Annotated in this window: 16 protein-coding genes; 3 read left to right on the top strand and 13 right to left on the bottom strand. The window is 57.7% G+C overall.

The annotated features are described in order from the left end of the window. Window positions 1-2: 2 nt before the first annotated feature. Window positions 3-920 carry a LysR substrate-binding domain-containing protein gene (locus ACQUWM_RS07090; protein WP_428921648.1) on the bottom strand — a complete coding sequence of 306 codons (918 nt, stop codon included), beginning with the start codon at window positions 918-920 and terminating at the stop codon, window positions 3-5. A 122-nt stretch (window positions 921-1,042) separates the two neighbouring features. On the opposite strand from ACQUWM_RS07090, the gene ACQUWM_RS07085 reads away from it, so the two are divergent. Next, window positions 1,043-1,744 carry an FMN-dependent NADH-azoreductase gene (locus ACQUWM_RS07085; protein ID WP_428921647.1) on the top strand — a complete coding sequence of 234 codons (702 nt, stop codon included), beginning with the start codon at window positions 1,043-1,045 and terminating at the stop codon, window positions 1,742-1,744. 27 nt (window positions 1,745-1,771) lie between these two features. On the opposite strand, the gene ACQUWM_RS07080 is transcribed toward ACQUWM_RS07085, so the two are convergent. Together ACQUWM_RS07080 and ACQUWM_RS07075 are read right to left on the bottom strand one after the other, a co-directional pair. Next, window positions 1,772-4,909: an efflux RND transporter permease subunit gene (locus ACQUWM_RS07080; RefSeq protein WP_428921646.1), complete on the bottom strand. Its 3,138-nt coding sequence runs from the start codon at window positions 4,907-4,909 to the stop codon at window positions 1,772-1,774. Continuing rightward, window positions 4,906-6,099 carry an efflux RND transporter periplasmic adaptor subunit gene (locus ACQUWM_RS07075; RefSeq protein WP_428921645.1) on the bottom strand — a complete coding sequence of 398 codons (1,194 nt, stop codon included), beginning with the start codon at window positions 6,097-6,099 and terminating at the stop codon, window positions 4,906-4,908. The genes ACQUWM_RS07080 and ACQUWM_RS07075 overlap by 4 nt, the downstream gene beginning before the upstream one ends. Window positions 6,100-6,285: 186 nt before the next feature. Between ACQUWM_RS07075 and ACQUWM_RS07070 the strand changes: the two genes are divergently transcribed. Beyond that, window positions 6,286-6,804: a hypothetical protein gene (locus tag ACQUWM_RS07070; protein ID WP_407002174.1), complete on the top strand. Its 519-nt coding sequence runs from the start codon at window positions 6,286-6,288 to the stop codon at window positions 6,802-6,804. 175 nt (window positions 6,805-6,979) lie between these two features. Then, entirely contained in the window at window positions 6,980-7,414 is a 435-nt protein-coding gene (locus ACQUWM_RS07065; protein WP_407002173.1) for a DUF7282 domain-containing protein, read from the top strand. 57 nt (window positions 7,415-7,471) lie between these two features. Here ACQUWM_RS07065 and ACQUWM_RS07060 read toward each other — a convergent pair whose 3' ends face one another. From ACQUWM_RS07060 to ACQUWM_RS07015, 10 genes are read right to left on the bottom strand one after another with little or no spacing between them, the layout of a single operon-like run. Continuing rightward, window positions 7,472-8,452 (bottom strand): tetratricopeptide repeat protein, encoded by a 981-nt coding sequence (locus ACQUWM_RS07060; RefSeq protein ID WP_428921644.1) that lies wholly within the window; start codon window positions 8,450-8,452, stop codon window positions 7,472-7,474. A gap of 29 nt (window positions 8,453-8,481) precedes the next feature. Next, window positions 8,482-9,441: a type II secretion system F family protein gene (locus ACQUWM_RS07055; RefSeq protein ID WP_428921643.1), complete on the bottom strand. Its 960-nt coding sequence runs from the start codon at window positions 9,439-9,441 to the stop codon at window positions 8,482-8,484. 12 nt (window positions 9,442-9,453) lie between these two features. Continuing rightward, window positions 9,454-10,437 carry a type II secretion system F family protein gene (locus ACQUWM_RS07050; RefSeq protein ID WP_428921642.1) on the bottom strand — a complete coding sequence of 328 codons (984 nt, stop codon included), beginning with the start codon at window positions 10,435-10,437 and terminating at the stop codon, window positions 9,454-9,456. Between the two features lie 3 nt (window positions 10,438-10,440). Beyond that, complete coding sequence (locus ACQUWM_RS07045; protein ID WP_428921641.1) at window positions 10,441-11,808, bottom strand: CpaF family protein; 1,368 nt, start codon at window positions 11,806-11,808, stop codon at window positions 10,441-10,443. A gap of 10 nt (window positions 11,809-11,818) precedes the next feature. Next, window positions 11,819-12,997 carry an AAA family ATPase gene (locus ACQUWM_RS07040; RefSeq protein WP_407002168.1) on the bottom strand — a complete coding sequence of 393 codons (1,179 nt, stop codon included), beginning with the start codon at window positions 12,995-12,997 and terminating at the stop codon, window positions 11,819-11,821. A gap of 22 nt (window positions 12,998-13,019) precedes the next feature. Then, window positions 13,020-13,505, bottom strand: coding sequence for a TadE/TadG family type IV pilus assembly protein (locus tag ACQUWM_RS07035; protein ID WP_407002167.1), 486 nt, complete (start codon window positions 13,503-13,505; stop codon window positions 13,020-13,022). Continuing rightward, complete coding sequence (locus ACQUWM_RS07030; protein WP_407002166.1) at window positions 13,502-13,960, bottom strand: TadE/TadG family type IV pilus assembly protein; 459 nt, start codon at window positions 13,958-13,960, stop codon at window positions 13,502-13,504. The genes ACQUWM_RS07035 and ACQUWM_RS07030 overlap by 4 nt, the downstream gene beginning before the upstream one ends. A 29-nt stretch (window positions 13,961-13,989) precedes the next feature. Further along, window positions 13,990-15,195 (bottom strand): Tad domain-containing protein, encoded by a 1,206-nt coding sequence (locus ACQUWM_RS07025; protein WP_428921640.1) that lies wholly within the window; start codon window positions 15,193-15,195, stop codon window positions 13,990-13,992. A 27-nt stretch (window positions 15,196-15,222) separates the two neighbouring features. After that, entirely contained in the window at window positions 15,223-15,531 is a 309-nt protein-coding gene (locus tag ACQUWM_RS07020; protein ID WP_428921639.1) for a hypothetical protein, read from the bottom strand. Next, a complete protein-coding gene (locus tag ACQUWM_RS07015) occupies window positions 15,521-17,014 on the bottom strand; it encodes a type II and III secretion system protein family protein (protein ID WP_428921638.1) in 1,494 nt (497 codons plus the stop codon). Before ACQUWM_RS07015 ends, ACQUWM_RS07020 begins: the two co-directional genes overlap by 11 nt. Between the last annotated feature and the right edge of the window lie 39 nt (window positions 17,015-17,053).

Below are 17,053 nucleotides of genomic sequence, written 5' to 3'. Positions count from 1 at the left end.
AGTCAGAGAGCTGACGCTGGCGATACTGTGCATATACCGCCCGGTACATTCCGTACCCAGTCGCGGATGGCCAGTATCGTCGGGTCCTGCCGACGACTTTCCGGGTAAACCAGATAGAAGGGTTTACCCTCCAATTCAGGGCCGAAGGGCTGCACCAGCCGCCCTTCGGCCAACTCATCCTCAATCAGAGGCCGACTCATCAACGCCACGCCTTGGCCACCCACTGCGGCGGAAATGGCGTGGGTTTCATCGGAAAACACCAGCCCGGCACTGACATCCAGCCCTGGTATTCCCGCCAGCTTCTGCCAGCCTGCCCAATCCAATGGTGTTATCGACGCCTGCTGTGGCCGAAAGTGAATCAGCGGATGATTTGGCAGATCTTCCGCCCTCGTCAGCCCCAGATAGGGACTGCAGGCCGGTATGAAAGTGTTATCAAACAGTTTTTCAGCGACCAGACCTGGCCAATGCCCATCCCCGTAGCGAATAGCAAGATCCGCCGTCACCCCGTCCAGAGCCACCGCTTCGTGTGAGGCGTGGATACGCAAATCAATATCCGGATGGGTATCCCGCAGCATGCATACCCAGGACAGCAGCCAGCGAACTGCCACCGCCGGCGTCGTCGAGAGGGTAACTCCCTGGCGCGCTGGCACTGCTTTCAGTCGCTCAATCGTATTGCTGATATTGTCGAAAGCAGAACCCAGCACTTCTTGCAGCTCCCGGCCCTGAGGCGTCAGCACCAGCTGCCGGGGTTTGCGAACGAACAGGGCGATCCCCAGTGCTTCCTCAAGCCCGCGAATCTGATGACTGATGGCCGTTGCGGTTACAGATAGTTCCTGTGCGGCCTGCTTGGCACTCTCATGGCGGGCAGCAGCTTCGAAGGATCGCAAGGCAGACAACGAGGGCAGGCGACGGGGGTTCATGGATGAATTCACCTCATCTACAGGAGCAAAAAATCATCGTTTGTGAGCCTGAGAGTATGGATTTAGGCTTAATTTGCTGTCAACAACAGATGAATTTTTCTAGCAACCAAATGGAACCCCATATGACTCACATCCTGCAACTCGACGCCTCCGCCCGTCCCGGCCGTGCCGGCACCCATGAACATGGTTCCCACAGCCGCAACCTCACTCATCGGTTCGTCGAACGGTGGCAGCTCCAACACCCCGAAGACACCGTCACCTACCGGGATGTTGGCGGCACACCGCCCTCATTCATCGATCAACGCTGGATACAGGCCGCTTTCACGCCAGCACAGCAACAGGAGCCCTGGATGGCCGACACACTGGCGGAAAGTGACCGGCTGATTGATGAGCTGATCGCAGCGGATATCCTGGTCATCGGCGCCCCGCTGTATAACTTCGGCATGCCTGCAGCGCTCAAGGCCTGGGTTGATCAGGTGGTTCGCATGGACCGGACCGTGTCTTATGATCCCTCAACGCCCGAGGACCCGTTCACACCGCTCCTCGCAGACCGCCCCCGCCATGCGGTTATTCTCTCGTCCCGTGGTGGCGCGGGATTCGATCCCCATGGCGAAATGGCGCACATGAATCATCTCGAGCCCGCCCTGAGCACCGTGCTCGAATTCATCGGCATCACCAACATTCACAGTGTTGCCATCGAGAATCAGGAGGAAGGCGGTGATGCGCTGGCCGCTTCGGTTGTAGCAGCGGAGCAGCGGGTGGACGCACTGGTGGCCCGGTTGCAGGGCACGTCCCAGGCGGCTCCGAAACCAGAGCTTGCGTAACGCTGCCTGTGGCGAACGCTTGTTTCTTTACGGAACAACCGATTCCTGGGGCGATTCTGATTTGCCAGTAGCGTAAACCCTGTCCCGGACTGTCTGGATCCACTGGTAGAAAACCGGCACCAGCAACGTTCCCAGGATGGTTGCCGCGACCATGCCGCTCAGCACCGTAACACCAAGACTCACCCGGCTGGCGGCACCAGCGCCACTGGCGAACACCAACGGCAGTACGCCCAGCACAAAGGATAACGCCGTCATCAGGACCGCCCGGAACCGGAGTACGGCTGCTTTTCTGGCCGCCTCTTCGGTGGACATACCGGATTGCCGGAGCTGCATCGCAAATTCAACGATCAGAATGGCGGTTTTGGTCGACAGCCCGACCAACAACACCAGCCCGACCTGAGCGTAGATGTTATTGGCCAGCCCCAGCAGCCAAAGCCCGCCCATGGCGCCGAACATGGCAAGGGGAACCGCACCGATCACCGCAAGCGGAAGCGTCCAGCTTTCGTACTGGGCCACCAGGAACAGGTATACAAACACAATGGCCAGCAGGAAAATCACGGTAGCCAGGCTGCCCGCCTGCAGTTCCTGCAGGCTCTGCCCCGCCCAGCTAAATTCATAGCCCTGGGGCAGCTTCTCGGCCAGGTTTGCCATCGTTGTAAGTGCATCGCCACTGGCAAAGCCCGGGGCGGCTTCACCGGATATGGTCGCTGAGCGCTTGAGATTGAAATGCTGGATACTCGACGGCCCCAGAACCGGTTCCAGTGATGCCAGAGTGGTCAGTGGCACCATGTCGCCCTGTTGGTTTCGCACGTAGTAATAGGACAGATCCTCGGGTTTCTGCCGAAAACTCCCCTCTGCCTGCAGCAATACCCGGTAGTTCTTTCCGAAACGGGTGAAGTCGTTAACGTAGAGCGAGCCAAGCTGGGTCTGCAGGGTGGAGAAAATATCGGAGAGCTGTATGCCAAGGGCCTTGGCCTTGTTGCGATCCACATGCAACAGATACTGAGGGATATTGGCGCGATAGGTACTGTAGACCCGAGTCAGCGATTCCTGCTGGTTGGCTTCGAATATCAGGCCGTTCATAACTTGGGAAAGCTCCGCAACGTCTCGCCCGAGATTGTCCTGAAGACGGAAATCAAACCCCGCCGAGGTGCCAAGCCCGGGAATGGGCGGCGCGTTGAATACCATTACCTGCGCTTCTGGCACGGTCCAGAGCCGCGATGACAGGCGGGGGATGACCTGCTGCAGACCCAGCGTTGCGTCTTGCCGCTCCTCCCAGTCCTTCAGCATGACGATGCCCAGGCCGTTATTGGAATTGGTGCCGCCCAACAGAGAGAAGCCCGATACCGTGATGAAATCGGTCACGGCAGGGTCTTCCAGCACCATGTCCGTCACTTTCTCGAGCACGGCGTCGGTTCGCTCAAGCGCTGCTGCGTCCGGCAGCTGCACATCCACAAACAGGAATCCCTGGTCCTCTGGCGGCACAAAGGCGGTCGGCACCGCCTTGAACAGACCGGCACTGGCGATCAGGAGGGCCACCAGCGCCACACCGACCAGCGCGCCCTTGCGAAGCAGCCGCGTCACGACACCGTCGTAGCCCTTTGTGCCACTGACGATCAACCGCTCGAACGGGCGCAGCCAGCGAATGGACTGGTTACCGCCCCGCCCAAGCAGGGAGACGCAAAGCGCCGGGCTTAGAGTCAGCGCATTGATCGAGGAAATGATCACCGCCACGGAAATGGTGACGGAAAACTGCTTGTACAACTCACCGGTAATGCCGGGCATGAAGCCGACCGGGACGAACACCGCCAGCAACACCAGAGTGGTGGCAATCACCGGGCCGGTCACCTCCGCCATGGCTTTCGTCACCGCCTCGCGAATGGGCAGTTTTTCTTCCTGCAGGATGCGTTCGACGTTTTCGATCACCACAATGGCATCATCCACCACTATGCCAATGGCAAGCACCAGACCGAACAGAGTGATGGTGTTGATGGAATAGCCCAGTACCGCCATGACCGCAAAAGTGCCAATCAGTGAAACGGGAATCGCGATGCTGGGAATGAGCGTAGCCCGCCAGTTCTGCAGAAACAGAAAAACCACCAGAATCACCAGCCCGACGGCCTGGAACAGGGTGAGGATCACCTCATCGATAGAGCGGCTGATGAATTCCGTGGTGTCGTAGAGCACACTGTAGCCAACGCCGTCGGGAAAACCCGGTTCGGCATCCGCTACCACCTTCTTGACACGCTCGGCGACTTCAAGCGCATTGGCGTCGGGCAACTGATAGATCACCAGGAAGGCCGTGTCCTGGTTATTGACCTTGGCGGTGGAGGCATAGGATCGGGAGCCCAGCTCGATCCGACCAACGTCCCGTAAACGTACAAAGCCACCATCAGACTTTGCCCGGAGGATGGTCTGGGCAAACTCTTCAGGGTCGGACAGCCGTTCACGACTCTGGATGCTGTACACAAATTGCTGCCCGGCAGGCACCGGCGGCTGACCCAGCTTGCCCGCGGCGACAATCTGATTCTGCTCCCTCAGTGCCGCCGCCACGTCCGCAACCGTGATATCGAGGGATGACATGCTCTGTGGGTTCAACCAGACCCGCATGCTGTAGTCTTTCGCACCCATCACTTCCGCCGAGCCTACACCGGGCACCCGCCCCAACGCCTCGACCAGATTGTTGGAGGCATAATTGCTGAGAAAAACACCGTCCAGGTCCGACCGGTCGGACGTCAGGTTGATGCCCATCAGCATATTGCCGGCCTGCTTGCTGACCACCACCCCCTGCCTTCTCACTTCATCCGGCAAAAACGGCTCCGCGAGCGCGACCCGGTTCTGAACATTGACCTGGGCAATATCAGTGTCGGTGCCGCTTTCGAACGTCAGGGTGATCTTGGCCGTGCCGTCGCTGGAGGCCGTTGACTCGATGTAGATCATGCCCTCAACCCCGTTGAGTTGTTGCTCAACCGGGCGAATGACCGCTTCCTCAACCACCTGGGCACTGGCGCCAGGCAGCGACGCCGACACCTGAACCTGAGGCGGCGCCATATCGGGATACATATTCACTGGCAGGCCACGAAGCGCGAGAAGGCCAGCCAGGGTAATCAGGATGGATATAACGAACGCAAACTTAGGCCGCCGAATGAAAACACCGCTGATCATTTTTCAACCTCACCTGCATCGGCGAGGGCACCGGTATCCGGATCAATACGCTTTTGCACCGGGTTGACCGTAACCCCGGATCGGACTTTCTGCAGCCCCTCCACAATCACTCGCTCGCCAGCCTCAAGCCCACTCTCTGCAACTAACATTGCCCCCCGGGTAGGCCCGGTTTTGATGAAGCGCTGGACCACCTGTTGCTGGTCGTCCACCAACAACACAAACTTGCCTTCAATGGTTTCCTGAACCGCTACCTGGGGAACCAGAATCCGCGCCTCGCCGGTCTGCCCTTCCACATGGAGGGTGACGTAGAGCCCCGGTAGAAGAATCGCTTCGGAATTGGGAAACACCGCTCTCATGGCGACGGTCCCTGTACTGGCGTCCGTGGTGACATCCGCAAAGTCCAGCACACCGCCCTGGGTATAGCGCTCGCCGTCCGGCAAGGTGAGGTACAAAGACAGATTACTGACAATATCCTCGGCGGCGTCCCTTCCAGCTCGTCGGAATGCTACGTAGTCCGCTTCGTTGAGCTGGAATTCCACGTAGATGGGATCGGTTACCAGAATTTCAGTAATGGCACCGCTGGCAGGGCTGACCACCGCGCCCACATCAAAATTCAGTTTTCCGATCCAGCCGTCAAAGGGCGCCTTTATTTCTGTATAGCCAAGGTTGTTTGCCGCCTTCTGTACAGCCGCTTCCGCCGTCTGCAAACGCCCTTCGGCCGCGTTGAAGCGGTCCCTCAGTTTGTCCAGGTCGGCAGCCGAAAGGTACCCCTTGTCGGCCACATCCTCGCCACGCTGAAGGTTTTTAGTGGCGGACTGCAACTCTGCCCGGGAAGCAGCCAGTTCTGCCTTGGCCTGGCTGAGATCTGCGCTGGCATTGGTATCCTCCAGTCGAACCAGCAGTTGCCCCTCTTCAACCCGGGAGCCTTCCTTGAACTGGATTTCCCGGATTTCTGCTTCGATGCGTGCGGAGATATCGGCTTTCGCTGACGCGGCCGTTCTGGCAACGAATTCCCGGGATGGTCTTACTTCGGCGTTTTCCAGCACCACCACTGAGACGGAAACCGGCGCAGCCTTGGGTGCTTCGGTCGGCTCGGAGCACCCGGCAATCAGTGTGAGAAAAAGGGCTGGAATAAATAGCAGAGCCAGCGGTTTCCGGGCAGGCTGGCAAGAGTATCTGAATCTGAACATTAACTTTCTTCCTTGATCGGATTGGCGGTCCGGGAGCATTCTCTGGTTTGGATTAAAGGATAGCCAATGCGTCCATACCCCGCCATTTATTGGACATTTAGCCGGCTTGCTCTTTACATCCTCATGATAATTACGCTACATGACAGGAAACCGACTTCCGATCACCCACGTTTGATGGATAAAACGATGACAACTCGACTGACAGTTCCTCTGGCCTTTCTGGCACTCTCACTGACCGGCTGTGCCTATCAGGAATCCCTGAAGAGCGGCACCGAAAACCCGTGCGCCACCCTGAAAAACATCGTGGCGGATTACCCGACGGGGTTCGCTTCGTACCGGAAAGGTGGGTCGGATTTCAGAGCGGTGACGATTTACCAGGCAAAGGAAGAACTGATTCGCGGCCATTGTGAAGTATGGGCCTGGGGCAATGCTGACTCAGCCTACGTGTGTACCGTGGCAGCTCCGGATCCGGAGGTAGCCACTGAGCGCTATACCCAGGCAGTGGAACAGGTTTCAGGTTGCCTCGGGCCAGACTGGGTTGCCGAAGAAGGAGCCCGGGAGAGAGACGGCGAGGCCGATGGCGTAGCTACCCGTTTCCAGTCTCAGGACGCGAAGATGCCTGTGGTCTCCATACACAACGTCAAGGATCGTTGGCGCCGGTCAGTCTATCTTTACATCGGAAGTCCCGCACGCGAGCACGAGTGACTAATGAGCGGCGCCCCGTGATTTATCCTTCGGATAGCCAGGGGCACGCTGACTGCCGCCAAATTTTTTTTGCTATCAGATGCATCTTTCCCGGAACTTTCCCCGTATCACTCGGTACACCCACCCATTAAACATTGGAAGTGGTGGGAAACAACCCGATGACGAGGAGAACAAGATGAAGAAGCACTTCAAGACAGGCGCATTTTTGGCAGCTACGTTTATGTCTGGTGCCCTGATGTCCGGGAGCGCACTGGCTGGTGATCACGCCAAGGTTGGTGTTTGGGGCGACGATCAATCCGTCTCTGACGGCACGGTTACCGCCAAGAAAGTCGTAGCCGAGAAGAACGGCTGGCTGGTAGTCCACCGCACCGATGAGAGCATGAAGCCAGGCCCTGTTGTTGGACACGCACCTCTCAAAATGGGCAAAAACAAGGATGTAGCCGCGATTCTTACCGAAGAAGTGGCATCCGGCGATATGCTGATGCTCATGCTTCACGCCGAGGACGGCGGTATGAAAACCGGCATCTTCGAATACACCCTGGGCGCCAAGGAAGACGGCCCGGTCAAGAAAGACGGCAAGCTGGTGATGAAAACCATCACCGTGAAGTAATTACCCAGTGGTTGTGCAGGCAGGGCCTTCACCGGCCCTGCCTGTCCCCCTTTCCGGTCAGTTCCCTTCTTTCGCGATCAAACGCCGTACCTGCGCCAGGTTTTCATTGGACGTGACGTGGTAACTGGGTGATGCCTTGGCTGCCTTCTGAAAGAAGGTCTCGGCCTGCGGGTAGTCTCCCTCCGCCATGCGGATGTACCCCATGGTGTTCCAGGCATCGGCTTCGTCCATCACTTTGGCGAGCGCATCCAGTGCCTCGTCGTAGCGCTGCAGCCGGGTGTATAACTGTCCCAGGTTCCGCCATGTGCGTTCGTGCCCTGGCTCCAGGTTCAGCGCGGTCTGGTACTGATTCTCCGCCCGGCTCCAGTGGCCGATCAGGTAGTAGGAATAGCCCAGGTTATTGTGAAGTTTGACGTTACGGGGGGCGATCACCAGTGCCCTGTCGTAGTAGCTCCTGGCTTCCGCAAAATCACCCCTCAAATCTGCCATGATGCCCAGCCCGTTAAGCGCCTGCCACCGGTTGCTGTCGGTTTCAATTGCCTTTTCCAGCATCAACCGGGCCTGTTCGTAGTCTCGCTGTTTCATCAGCATCAGCCCCAGCCCCTCCAGGGCTCCGGGATGGGTAGCGTCTTTTTCAAGGGCGAGACGAAAAGCAGAGGCAGCCTTGCCATTGGCCTCCTTGTGAAGGTTGATCACTCCGATTTTATAGAAGGTATCGGCGTTGTCCGGATCCAACTCCAGAGAGCGAATGTATTCAAACACCGCCTCATCCACTTTGCCTTGCCGGTATGCCGCGTCGCCCCTTGCGATAGCCTCCTCTGCCGATTCCACGGGCATCAGCGTGGAGAAAGTGAGCTCTGACGTGCCTTCGTAGAGTTGCTTGTAGCTGTTACCGGATTTAACCGCTGGGCTGCTGGCACAGCCGCCCAGGACCAGTGCCGTGATGACAATGCCCGCCTGTACCAGCTTCCTCATACCATGCCGGTCAGCGGCCCGATCATCCTTGTACGTTGCTTTTGTTTGCTGATGTTCCATCATGGTAACTCCTCGGATTATTTTTGTGTTTGTCACCAGGCCTGAAAGTGGTCCAGCAACCCAACGACAGCAGGGCCTATGGCCACGACAAAAAATGCAGGGAACATGCACAACACCAGTGGAAACACCATTTTTGTGGAGATGGTGGCTGCGGTTTCCTCTGCTTTTTGCATACGCTTGTCACGAAACTCCTCGGAATAAATCCTCAGGGATTCCGCAGTGCTGGTGCCAAACCTCAGGCTTTGGCTGAGCAGGGCCACAAGCCCGCCAATTTCTTCCAGCCCGGTGCGGTCGGCCAGGTTCTTCAGCGCCTCAACCCGATCGACACCGGCGCGCATTTCGCTGTTTACCAGGGCCAGTTCCTCGGCCAACTCAGGGTGCCCAACCGCCAGTTCATCGGATACCCGCTGTATGGCAGGTTTCAGGCCATATCCCGCTTCGGTGCATACCACCAAAAGGTCAAGAGCATCGGGGAACCCGTTATACAGTTTGCGCTTGCGCTTCTCGATCAACTTACCCAATACAATGTTCGGACCAATGGTTCCCACTAACATGGCCCCAGCAGCTGCCTGCACTACCTCCTTGGTGGTCAATCCTGGTACCCAGCGCAATCCGAAAAACACTAACAGTGGCAGCCCTACAATCATTAAGGTTTTTATTGCGTAGAAGTTTGCCAGCGCGTTGTCATTGCGAAAGCCTGCGTGCATCAGTCGCTCAAGGGTGCGGTTACGCTCTTTTTCTTTCTTGGGTAGAAAATGCGGAGCGACGGACTTCAACATAGGACTGAAGAAACCCTCTTTTTCCGTTTCCCCGGCTTCTGGAGCAACCACAGTGTGTAATCGGCTTCGCACTGGATGGAACAGAGTAGACATCAGGAACATCCCGGCAAGAGCGAGACAAAAAACCGCCACAGCCATCAGCGCCACGAAAGCCAGCTGCGCCATGTGCCGATCTTGGAGGATGCTATCAAGCATTCCGATCAGATAATCCATTGCCCTTCCCTCCTACACCTTTATGTTGAGGATCTTCTTGATCCAGAAAACCCCGACAACGATCAGAATCAGGGAAGTCAGGATGATATCGCCACCCCGGGGATTCTCGGTAAGCATGGGCATGTAGCCTGGATTCACCAGAGTGATCATTAAGAACAGTACAAACGGTGTCAGGGTGAGCACCCAGGCGGAGACTCGCCCCTCAGCGGAGAGCGTTCGAACCCGGCGCTGAAAACGGAACCGGCCACGGATGACTGAGGCGATCTTCTCCAGCACCTCAGCCAGGTTGCCGCCCGATTCACGTTGTACAAGCACAGCGGTAATCAGGGCCATGATCAGTACACTGGGTACCCGCTGCAGCAGGCCAAACAGAGCTATGCGGACATCGCCCCCGTAATTGATCTCGTTGAACGTTGTCTGGAATTCCTCTTTAACCGGGCTCGGCATTTCAGTGGAAACCAGACGAATCGCTTCAATAAACGGATGACCCGCTCGCAGGGCTCGGATAATGACATCCACCACGTCGGGTAATTGCTCCTCAATTTTCGCAATACGCTGACTACGCTTCCTGCGCAAGTAGAGGAAGGGAATAGCGGCCCCGAGAGGCGAGAGTGCCAGAGGCGCCCACCAGATGCCGGTCAGGGAATAACCCATGAATCCAGCCAGCGCAGCCAGCAATATGGCCATCAACAGCACCCGGTAAGCCCGGGTACGGTATCCGCTCTGAGCGATCAGTGTGACCAGCGGCTGCAGCAACGACATGGATTCCAGCTGTTTCTCCAGTGGCGACAGGTCCCGCAGGTATTGCTCCCGCACCAGGGATACCCGCTCCGCAGCCCCGTCCGATTCGCTAATCTGTTTCATGCGCTGGCCCAGCCGTTTTCGGGCGCCGCGGCTCTCTCCGAATACCGGAATCACCAGTCCTTGCGACAGCAGGAATACAGCCACGAAGACCAGTGCAATAAAAATCCAGAGTTTATCTCCCAACACGTCCATGGCTCAGCTCCCGAATTCCGGATCATAGAGTGACAACGGCAACACAATGCCCCGTTGGTGCAGATGCTCCTGGAAACGGGGCACAATACCCGTTGCAAGGTAACTGCCCAGTACACGACCATGCTCATCGCGGCCATGACGGCGGAAGGTAAAGATTTCCGACATGGTAATCACATCGCCTTCCATACCGTTGATTTCCTGCACGCTCACCAGCCGGCGGGTACCGTCCTCCTGACGCTCGACCTGAACAACGACATCGATGGCCGAGGCAACCTGGGAACGAATGGCCTTGACCGGCATGGTGGTTCCCGTCATGGATACCATGTTCTCGATCCGGGTCAGTGCGTCCCGGGGGGCGTTGGCGTGAAGGGTGGTCATGGAGCCATCGTGGCCGGTATTCATTGCCTGCAACATATCCAGCGCCTCTGTTCCCCGCACCTCGCCGACGATGATGCGGTCCGGGCGCATCCGTAAACTGTTACGGACCAGGTCCCGCTGGGTAACTTCACCCTTGCTCTCAATGTTCGGCGGGCGGGTTTCCAGTCGCGCCACATGGGGCTGCTGCAGTTGCAGTTCCGCGGAATCCTCAATGGTGACGATCCGTTCGTCGTGGGGCACAAACCCGGACATCACGTTCAGAAGGGTGGTCTTGCCGGAACCGGTACCGCCGGAAATCAGCACGTTCAGCCGCCCCCGGACAATGCCTTCCAGCAGGCTGGCGATGGCCGGCGTCAGGGTGCCCTTATCCATCAGCGACTCCATGGACAGGTGGCCAATAGAAAATCGGCGAATAGACAGTAATGGCCCATCCACAGCCAGAGGCGGAATGATGGCGTTCACCCGGGATCCATCCTTGAGACGAGCGTCCACCATGGGCGAGGACTCATCAATACGGCGACCAACACTGGAAACAATTCGATCAATGGTGTTCAACAGGTGAGTGTCGCTCTGAAAGCTGACAGCCTCCCTCTCCAGCTTGCCGTTGCGCTCCACATAGACGCAGTTGTAGCCGTTGACCAGAATATCCGAGATGGACTTGTCAGCCAGCAAGGGCTCCAGCGGGCCAAAGCCGAGGATGTCGTCCTTGATTTGGCGAAGAATTCGCTCGCGGGCGGCCAGCGACAGCGGAATGGACTCTTCCGCCATCAAACGCTGGCCAATATCCCGCAGCTGGCGCTCAGCCTCTTCCCGCCCGAGGGTTCCCAGAAGGGAAAGATCCAGCACCTTCATCAGTTTCTGGTGAATTTTCTGTTTCCAGGCCCGCTCCTGCTCCTCTTCCGCACGTCGGGCTGAGTCCTTGCCATTGCCTGGGTGGACCAGCGGGGGCTCCAGCTCGCCCTTGTCGATGTCATTCATTCTGCCCAGTTCCATAACGCCCTCCTCAGGCTCCTGCCAGTTTTCGCCAGACCCGACCGAGGCCGGACTGAGGCACCACTTTTTTGCCACTCAGGGATTCCGCCATCTGTACCATGCTGCGACTCACCAGCGACGATGGCGCGGCCTCCAGTAGCGGAACCCCCAGGTTTGCACTTTCCGCAACCCTGGCGTAATCATTGGGGATGCAGGTCAGATCCCTGGCGCCCAGGGCTTTCTCGATGTCCGAGGTGGTCAGCGCCAGGCGCTTGTTCCAGCGGTTCACCACCAGACCGATCCGGTCCTCCGGCACGCCCAGATAGCGAGTAAGGTAATGAAGTAACCGGCGGGCATCCTGAATGTGAGCGATGGTCTGCTGCATGACCACCAGCACCCGGTCGGCGGACTCCAGCAGGGCGCCGGTGACACCATCAATCTGTCTTGGCAGGTCAACCACCGTGTGGTCGTACCCCGAGCGCAGCAACATCAGCAGCTTCTGTAACTGGCTCTCGTCGATGTCCCCGGGCACTACCAACTGATCCGAACTGTTGCCCAGAAGATGCAGGCCACTCTTGTGCTTCATCATGTGCCCTTCGAGCGCCAGCAGATCCATGTTGTCCGCCCTCAGGATGGCGTCAATCAGGCTGCCGCTTTCCTGCATATCGAACGCAGACGCCAGGTGGCCGAATTGCAGGTCCATGTCCAGCAGGGCGACCCGGTCCTCAATTCTTTCGGCCAGGCTGTGGGCCAGTGCCGCTGAAATGGTGCTGGCGCCGGATCCCCCTTTGGCATTGATGACCGCAAACAGGCCCCCGGCCTGTTCGTTGGCCGGTTGCAGCTCACGGGCGATGCGCCGCAATGCTTCCAGCAATTCCTGTTTTTGCACCGGGAAGGTGAAGTAGTCCCGTGCGCCCACCCGCATGGAAGTACGCATGACATTGGTATCTTCCGGGCCGGTGACCAACGTCGGCACACGCCCCTGCGCAGGGCGTTCATCAAGGGACTTCAACTCGTCTTCCCAGGCCACTGTGGTGCAGAACACCAGGGCGTCGGGCAAATCCACAACATTGTGGAGCGGATCCGAGTGCCCGTTGGTAATCAAACGCTTGCTTACGGACAGGCCCGACTGGTTAGCAAGCATCTGCTCAAGCTCTTCCAGTTCACGGGCGTTACGCCCTGCTATCAAAACCGTCATCGGTGCTTTCATGGCGTTATCCTTCCCTGCTCACTCAACTGATTGATCCGAAACAACCGGTACCTTCCGGCGACACTCCCAGGCTTTCCCTGGGCAGTACGGTAATAAACGGTGGCAATTCAAATTGCTGGAAAAAGAACGGAATAATCAGCTGATGTTGAAAACCACTGACTTCACTTCTTACAAACGCGATATCCAGGTAGTTCGCTTCCGGATCCGCCATTACACCGCCTGTAACGGTGAGGTAATCGAGGTTAATGAGGTCTTCTGAGAGATCCCGAAGCACCGGACTGTTGCCGGAGGATCCCGGCTCATCGAACATCGCTACCCGCCGAATGGCGCTGTGCTCAACGGGGCAGACAACGGCAACCCGGGCTGCCCGGCGGCTGGTTTCATCCAGCGTATTCCAGACAAACATCAGACGACCGAACTCAATAGCCGCGAACAGCAGGATGAAAAACATCGCCCCGACCAGTGCGAACTCCACGGTATGCAAACCGGACTGCGATCTGATGTTCATAGCGCCCTCATCTGCACGGTGCCGTTCATTTCGAAAGCCACATCAATGGGGTCGCCGCCGTAGAAGGCAGGGATTCTTCCGACAATTGGCACGTAGTTGTATATGGCCCGGACCTCAACGTGGGCAGCGTCGGGGCTGGATACGCTGATATCGCCAGCCGACCAACCAGGCAGAAGCGGCTCGCCGGCGCCCAGGGTATTTCCAAACACCACCAGGTTGCTCACTTCCTGCACCAGGTCGCTATCAATGAAAATCAAACCCACACTGGCTTCCATGGCATTAGATGCTGCATGGCGCGCGCCATCCTGAGTCGCACGTGTCATGGTGTGATACTGGTGGAAGGCCCAGCCCAACTCACTCACAGCGAAAACGACCAGAATCAGCAGAGGCGCCGTCAGCATGAATTCCAGCACGGCGATACCCTGTTGTTTCCCTGCTCTGTGATATGCCCTCATGACTTCACTCCTTGATTCGCCAATACCGCTCAGCTATCGAAGCTATCCGGATCCTTGTAGAGCTGGATAATGTGGGGCCCAAGTCCAGCGCCGGGGTTCGGCCCCGGCGTTCCGCTGCCGCCACAATCGTCCTTGAACTGGCCGTAGAACACGGCCTGCCCCGCCTGATTCATCCGGTCCACCATGTAAAAGCAGCTGAAGCCCAACAAATCCACCGAATCCTGCCCGTTGGCCAGTCCGTCACAGTTACCGACCGGCATGGTCAGGATTCGTCGGCCAGGCGCACCGCTCGGTGGTTGATCCGGAACAACGCTCTCGTATTGCGATTCGTACCAATCCAGGTCGTAGGCGGGCATTGTCTGGTTGTTGTAATCCGCTTCCGTATAGGTCTCATGGTTTGTGAACCAGTCTGGCGGGTAGTCGGTCGAGTTCACCGGGCCGTTATAGATACCCAGGCGGGTGTTGATACCCTGGGCAAACGGACCGACGGTATTGCCTGGCTCTGTTTCGATATCACCATCCCCCCCTGCGGACAGACAGGCGTCGAACTCTCCCGCAGCGGCTTTCCTTACGTCAGCGCCACCGCTGCTGCCATCAAGTCGGATCAGGTAGAAGTTGCCGTTCCCGACTTCCGATGAGGTGCCAGAACCGATTTTCAACTGCTCCACCTCCCCACGGGAGTAACCAAAGGTAGTGCCTGGGGGGCTTTCCTCCTGTGGAGTGCCACAGGCCATCATGGGCACCACATTGCAGGCTTTTTGCAGGGCCGGACTCGGACCGGCAACCGCAGTACCGGCGACCGCCAGCTCATCAAACCCGAGTACCGGGGCAAACCATTCTCCGACGTCATAATTGGCGACACTTGCCCTGACGTATTGTGCGGGTGTGGTGCCGGCCACAAACGGATTCAGCGTGGAAGAGAATTCGAGCACCAGGCTGAGATCGCCATTGCTGGAAGCTGCCCCCAGCCCTGCATTGCCTGGCGCGGCCACGTTGGCAACAAAAGTGGTGTGGCCCGCGCTGCCAGCCAGAGCCGTGTTACCGGTTTGATCCAGCACCTTGGCTGCACTGAGCGCAGCGGCGTCCAGAGCATTCTGGAGCCGCGTCTTTTCCAGGTGAGCATTACTGATATCCAGCGCGAGGGCGGCCATGCCGAGAATACCCACCAGGGAAATAGCCGCCAGCGGCAGAATAGCACCTTGTTGTAACTGCCTGACCCCGTTTACCAGTACCATGGCTCACCCTCCTGTTCAGCGCTGGAATCAGCGCTGGAGCCCAAGACCAACACCGCCGGTCATATCCGGATTCATTCGCGCAGGGTTGCCAGTCTCCTTGCGATAACTGTTGTATCCGGCTTCCGCTTTACGACCATCCAACACCGGCAACTCCCGGGTTTGCTGATCCGGCGAAACGTATTTCTGGGCCGAGATCATCTGGCGCACCGAGTTACCGAACTGGTCCTCGGAACTGGGCGAGGCACATCCGATCATCAGCAAGCCTGCTGCCAGCCCTGCCACTACTGTCTTCCAATTGCGTTTGTAAGCATCCATGGCTTCCACCTCAGAGTTCATGACCGAATTGTCCCTTCACACTTCCCTGCTGGGTCGACTTGGCACCGGTACCAGGCTCATGCCGGCCTTCGGTATACCCCAGCAGGTAAAACTCCAGATCCGACGGCTCCACAAAATAATCCGTCGGCAAGGTAAACCGATCACGATCCACTGGTTTGGCAAAGTGCGGAGTGACCAGAATCACCAGTTCAGTTTTACCCTTGATAAATTCCTGGCTTCGGAACAGGTTGCCCAGTACTGGCAGGTCGCCCAATCCAGGGAACTTGTCCACCCGCTCCCTCAAGGTCTCGTTAATCAGCCCAGCCACCCCGATGGTCTGGCCATTGGCCAGTTCAACCGTGGATGACGCACTTCGACTAGTCAGGGCGTTGATGAAAAAGGTGGCAGATGTATCAGGTACTGCCAGCGCAATGGAATTCTGGTTGCTCAGCTCGCTGACCTTGATGTTGAGCTTAAGGCTGATCATGTTGGAATCCAGTACCGTGGGCAGGAACCCGAGGCTGACGCCAAATTCCTTGAACTCAATTCGAATGCCATCGTCACGCCCGCTGCCAACCGGAATCGGAAACTCGCCCCCCGCATGGAAAGTGGCTTCCTGTCCCGTGAGGGTGGTCAATGTTGGCTCAGCCAGAACCTTGGCCAGATTATTTTCCTGAGCGGCGTCAATCACCAGATCAAACAGGGTGTCGCCGTCCAGGAAGCTGGCAAACAATCCGGTACTTTCAAAAGTCATGGCTTCGCGGAGGATCTGCGTGGCCGGCAACCCGCCTGTTACGGTGTCAAACCCGCCACCCGGAATAAACGCGCCGGACGGGGCCAGTGCGGTGCCATTGTTGCCGGCGCCAATGGTCAACAAGGAGTTGGCATTGATAGCCTCGAATTTGGCGCCAATGCGCTTGAGGAAGTCCCTTGAAACCTCGGCCACCTGAACCTCCAGCATGACCTGCTGCGCGCCCCCCACCTGCATCATGTTGAGCACTTTGCCTTCTTCACTGCCCTGATGGCTGCCGGCGAGATCAAGCGCCGCCATCATACGGGCAGTACTGCTTACCTCGCCGCTCAGAATGATGGCGTCCTGCGATGACCTGACTTCGATCTCCTCATCGGGCAGGATCTGATGGAGCTTCGATTTCAGGCTTTCCAGGTCGTGGTTAACTTCAATACCAACGGCGCTGACCACCTGATTGTCGTTATCCCACAGGGTCACATTGGTAGTCCCCAGCTTCTTGCCCACCACGTAGAGTTGCCGCGAGCGCAGAATCAGGATATCGGCGATATCCGGGTTGCCAACGGAGATCTTTGCTACCGGTTGCTCCAGGTAGAGAATCTGGGACTGGTTCAGGGCCACTTCCACAACCTGCCTGTCCATCCCGCTCGCGAGCATGACTTGAGCGCGGGCTCCTATCGGGAACACCAGTACGCACATCAAAGCCAGGCTGATCAGAAAGCCTTCCAGCGATATATTCCGCGCCTTTATTATCATGGTCACTCTCTCCTGTTTTACTTCCCGTCCGGCTGCTGC

Source organism: Marinobacter sp. DUT-3 (assembly GCF_050379435.1).
Classification (GTDB): domain Bacteria; phylum Pseudomonadota; class Gammaproteobacteria; order Pseudomonadales; family Oleiphilaceae; genus Marinobacter.
Note: the sequence above shows the minus strand (reverse complement) of the source record. Positions and strands in the feature narration are given on the sequence as shown.